Source organism: Sulfurirhabdus autotrophica (assembly GCF_004346685.1).
Taxonomy (GTDB): domain Bacteria; phylum Pseudomonadota; class Gammaproteobacteria; order Burkholderiales; family SMCO01; genus Sulfurirhabdus; species Sulfurirhabdus autotrophica.
The window spans coordinates 1-5,364 of record NZ_SMCO01000040.1; the positions used below are offsets into that span (position 1 = coordinate 1).

Here is a 5,364-nt window from a genome sequence, read left to right on the forward strand (position 1 = left end):
GAATAGAAGCCTGGCGGTGACCTACTTTCGCATGGGTAATCCACACTATCATCGGCGCAAAGTCGTTTCACTGTCCTGTTCGGGATGGGAAGGAGTGGGTCCAACTCGCTATGGCCGCCAAGCATAACTGGTGAGACGCTGATTGCTCAACGCCCAAGCATGCTGTGGTGCACTTTAACTAATAGAAGAAGTAAAGATTTTGGTAATTGATTGCTCCGGCAAACTGCCTAAGGTTATAGGATCAAGCCGCACGGTCAATTAGTATCGGTTAGCTTAACACATTACTGCGCTTCCACACCCGACCTATCAACGTCGTAGTCTCCGACGAACCTTTAGGGGGGTTAAACCCCCGGGAAGTCTCATCTTGAGGCGAGTTTCCCGCTTAGATGCTTTCAGCGGTTATCTCTTCCGAACTTAGCTACCCGGCAATACCACTGGCGTGATAACCGGTACACCAGAGGTTCGTCCACTCCGGTCCTCTCGTACTAGGAGCAGGTCCCCTCAAACTTCCAACGCCCACTGCAGATAGGGACCAAACTGTCTCACGACGTTTTAAACCCAGCTCACGTACCACTTTAAATGGCGAACAGCCATACCCTTGGGACCGGCTACAGCCCCAGGATGTGATGAGCCGACATCGAGGTGCCAAACTCCCCCGTCGATGTGAACTCTTGGGAGGAATCAGCCTGTTATCCCCGGCGTACCTTTTATCCGTTGAGCGATGGCCCTTCCATTCAGAACCACCGGATCACTATGACCTGCTTTCGCACCTGCTCGACTTGTCAGTCTCGCAGTCAAGCAACCTTTTGCCATTGCACGTACAGCGCGATGTCCGACCGCGCTAAGGTTACCTTCGTACTCCTCCGTTACTCTTTGGGAGGAGACCGCCCCAGTCAAACTGCCTACCATACACGGTCCCCGATCCAGATAATGGACCTAGGTTAGAACCTCAAACAAACCAGGGTGGTATTTCAAGGATGGCTCCATGAGAACTAGCGTCCCCACTTCAAAGCCTCCCACCTATCCTACACAGATTGGTTCAAAGTCCAATGTAAAGCTACAGTAAAGGTGCACGGGGTCTTTCCGTCTAGCAGCGGGTAGATTGCATCTTCACAAACATTTCAACTTCGCTGAGTCTCAGGAGGAGACAGTGTGGCCATCGTTACGCCATTCGTGCGGGTCGGAACTTACCCGACAAGGAATTTCGCTACCTTAGGACCGTTATAGTTACGGCCGCCGTTTACCGGGGCTTCAATCAAGAGCTTGCACCCCATCATTTAACCTTCCGGCACCGGGCAGGCGTCACACCCTATACGTCCACTTTCGTGTTTGCAGAGTGCTGTGTTTTTATTAAACAGTCGCAGCCACCAGTTCACTGCAACCCCGTTCTGCTCCACGAGCAAGTCGCTTCACATACTTGGGGCACACCTTCTCCCGAAGTTACGGTGTCAATTTGCCGAGTTCCTTCTCCTGAGTTCTCTCAAGCGCCTTAGGATTCTCACCCTGCCCACCTGTGTCGGTTTGCGGTACGGTCTTCATACAACTGAAGCTTAGAGGCTTTTCTTGGAAGCATGGTATCACTCACTTCGTTCTCAATGAGAACTCGTCATCACGCCTCAGTGTTGACCTCCCGGATTTGCCTAAGAGATCCACCTACACGCTTAAACCAAGACATCCAACACTTGGCTGAGCTAACCTTCTCCGTCCCCTCATCGCATTGTATAAAGGTATAGGAATATTAACCTATTTCCCATCAGCTACGCATCTCTGCCTCACCTTAGGGGCCGACTCACCCTGCGCCGATGAACGTTGCGCAGGAAACCTTGGGCTTTCGGCGAGGGAGCTTTTCACTCCCTTTATCGCTACTCATGTCAGCATTCGCACTTCTGATACCTCCAGCATCCGTCTCCAGACACCTTCACAGGCTTACAGAACGCTCTCCTACCATATGTACAAGTACATATCCGCAGCTTCGGTGCATAGTTTGAGCCCCGTTACATCTTCCGCGCAGGACGACTCGACCAGTGAGCTATTACGCTTTCTTTAAAGGGTGGCTGCTTCTAAGCCAACCTCCTGGCTGTCTGGGCCTTCCCACTTCGTTTTCCACTTAACTATGCTTTGGGACCTTAGCTGGCGGTCTGGGTTGTTTCCCTCTTGACAACGGACGTTAGCACCCGCTGTCTGTCTCCCATACTCGCACTCCTCGGTATTCGGAGTTTGCCATGGTTTGGTAACATGCAATATGCCCCTAGCCATAACAGTGCTCTACCCCCGAGGGTGATATATGAGGCACTACCTAAATAGTTTTCGGAGAGAACCAGCTATTTCCGGATTTGTTTAGCCTTTCACCCCTATCCACAGCTCATCCCCTAACTTTTCAACGTTAGTGGGTTCGGACCTCCAGTGCGTGTTACCGCACCTTCATCCTGGCCATGGATAGATCATCCGGTTTCGGGTCTACACCCAGCAACTATACGCCCTTATCAGACTCGGTTTCCCTACGCCTCCCCTATTCGGTTAAGCTCGCTACTGAATGTAAGTCGCTGACCCATTATACAAAAGGTACGCAGTCACGGAACAAGTCCGCTCCCACTGTTTGTATGCATGCGGTTTCAGGATCTATTTCACTCCCCTCCCGGGGTTCTTTTCGCCTTTCCCTCACGGTACTAGTTCACTATCGGTCGATTACGAGTATTTAGCCTTGGAGGATGGTCCCCCCATATTCAGACAGGATTTCTCGTGTCCCGCCCTACTTGTCTCATGCTTAGTTCCACAACTGTATTTTCACATACGGGGCTATCACCCTCTATCGCCGGACTTTCCATTCCGTTCTGTTAATACAACTGCTAAAACATGACGGCTGTTCCGATTTCGCTCGCCACTACTTTCGGAATCTCGGTTGATTTCTTTTCCTCTGCCTACTTAGATGTTTCAGTTCAGCAGGTTCGCCACGCTAGACCTATGTATTCAGTCTAGGTTACCCTTGCGGGTGGGTTTCCCCATTCGGACATCCTCGGATCAAAGCTTGCTTGCCAGCTCCCCGGGGCATTTCGCAGGCTGCCACGTCCTTCATCGCCTGTAATCGCCAAGGCATCCACCACATGCACTTATTCGCTTGACCCTATAACCTTAAGCAGCTCGCACCACTCAAAGCTAAGTCAAACCATTAGTACTATGTTTGCGTCCGTTTGATCCGACTAAAAATCAAACAGGACTGTTCAGATACAATCAATTACCCATTGTTGCTGCCCTTGCGGGCAACAACCTTTACTTCTTCCATTTTGTTAAAGAACAGCCTAGTTTCATAAGAAACCAGAAATAAATCTGACGACTTATTTCTGAATTCTCTTGTGTAGCTCACACCAGGACACAACCGCTTTCCTTTTAAGAGGAATTTGGTGGAGGATGACGGGATCGAACCGACGACCCCCTGCTTGCAAAGCAGGTGCTCTCCCAGCTGAGCTAATCCCCCGTGTTCTGGTGGGTCTGAGTGGACTTGAACCACCGACCCCACGCTTATCAAGCGTGTGCTCTAACCAACTGAGCTACAGACCCGGAGTCTCCGAGCCTTAAGTCTCAAGCTTCGGGTTTTAACTCGAAACTCGATTCTTGATACTCGAAACTTTTCTTACAGTCGATAAGTGTGGACGCAAACCCTTGAGCTTACTCTAGAAAGGAGGTGATCCAGCCGCAGGTTCCCCTACGGCTACCTTGTTACGACTTCACCCCAGTCATGAACCTCACCGTGGTAATCGCCCCCCTTGCGGTTAGGCTAACTACTTCTGGTGAAACCCACTCCCATGGTGTGACGGGCGGTGTGTACAAGGCCCGGGAACGTATTCACCGCGACATGCTGATCCGCGATTACTAGCGATTCCGACTTCATGTAGTCGAGTTGCAGACTACAATCCGGACTACGACGCGCTTTGTGAGATTAGCTCCCCCTCGCGGGTTGGCAACCCTCTGTACGCGCCATTGTATTACGTGTGAAGCCCTACCCATAAGGGCCATGAGGACTTGACGTCATCCCCACCTTCCTCCGGTTTGTCACCGGCAGTCTCATTAAAGTGCCCAACTGAATGATGGCAATTAATGACAAGGGTTGCGCTCGTTGCGGGACTTAACCCAACATCTCACGACACGAGCTGACGACAGCCATGCAGCACCTGTGTCCAGGCTCCCTTTCGGGCACCAATCCATCTCTGGAAAGTTCCTGGCATGTCAAGGGTAGGTAAGGTTTTTCGCGTTGCATCGAATTAATCCACATAATCCACCGCTTGTGCGGGCCCCCGTCAATTCCTTTGAGTTTTAATCTTGCGACCGTACTCCCCAGGCGGTCAACTTCACGCGTTAGCTGCGTTACCAAAAGCATAAAGCTCCCGACAACTAGTTGACATCGTTTAGGGCGTGGACTACCAGGGTATCTAATCCTGTTTGCTCCCCACGCTTTCGTGCATGAGCGTCAGTGTTATCCCAGGGGGCTGCCTTCGCCATCGGTATTCCTCCACATCTCTACGCATTTCACTGCTACACGTGGAATTCTACCCCCCTCTGACACACTCTAGTCTTGTAGTTTCAAACGCAATTCCCAGGTTAAGCCCGGGGCTTTCACATCTGACTTACAAAACCGCCTGCGCACCCTTTACGCCCAGTAATTCCGATTAACGCTCGCACCCTACGTATTACCGCGGCTGCTGGCACGTAGTTAGCCGGTGCTTCTTCTGAAGGTACCGTCATTAGTCTCAGGTATTAGCCAAAACCGTTTCTTCCCTCCTGAAAGAGCTTTACAACCCGAAGGCCTTCTTCACTCACGCGGAATGGCTGGATCAGGGTTGCCCCCATTGTCCAAAATTCCCCACTGCTGCCTCCCGTAGGAGTCTGGACCGTGTCTCAGTTCCAGTGTGGCTGATCATCCTCTCAGACCAGCTACTGATCGTCGCCTTGGTGAGCCTTTACCTCACCAACTAGCTAATCAGCCGTAGGCCACTCCTATAACGCGAGGTTCTTTCGAATCCCCCGCTTTCCCCCTCAGGGCGTATGCGGTATTAGCACACCTTTCGGTGCGTTATCCCCCATTACAGGACATGTTCCTACGTATTACTCACCCGTTCGCCACTCGCCACCAGGTGCAAGCACCCGTGCTGCCGTTCGACTTGCATGTGTAAAGCATTCCGCCAGCGTTCAATCTGAGCCAGGATCAAACTCTTCAGTTTAATCTTAATTTTACTGCTGGCTCACTTACTTAATTTAACTCAAGCTTGTGAGCGCTTTTACTCTTTTAGTTTCATCAGCACCCAATTGCTCAGGTTCGATGTGCCCAAAGACTTGCGCCCACACTTATCGACTGTATATTTTTAAAGAACG

2 tRNA genes and 3 rRNA genes are annotated in these 5,364 nt (G+C 51.2%); all 5 read right to left on the bottom strand.

Features of this window, described 5'->3' with window-relative positions:
- Window positions 1-8: 8 nt before the first annotated feature.
- The 5 genes from rrf to EDC63_RS18195 all read right to left on the bottom strand — a co-directional run bounded on the left by rrf (window position 9) and on the right by EDC63_RS18195 (window position 5,213).
- Window positions 9-122, bottom strand: a 5S ribosomal RNA gene (rrf, locus tag EDC63_RS18175).
- Between the two features lie 115 nt (window positions 123-237).
- Window positions 238-3,121, bottom strand: a 23S ribosomal RNA gene (locus tag EDC63_RS18180).
- Between the two features lie 275 nt (window positions 3,122-3,396).
- Window positions 3,397-3,472, bottom strand: a tRNA-Ala gene (locus tag EDC63_RS18185).
- Between the two features lie 6 nt (window positions 3,473-3,478).
- Window positions 3,479-3,555: transfer RNA gene (locus EDC63_RS18190), tRNA-Ile, on the bottom strand.
- A 117-nt stretch (window positions 3,556-3,672) separates the two neighbouring features.
- A 16S ribosomal RNA gene (locus tag EDC63_RS18195) occupies window positions 3,673-5,213 on the bottom strand.
- The 16S, 23S and 5S rRNA genes sit together here with 2 tRNA genes alongside, the layout of an rRNA operon.
- Window positions 5,214-5,364: the final 151 nt, after the last annotated feature.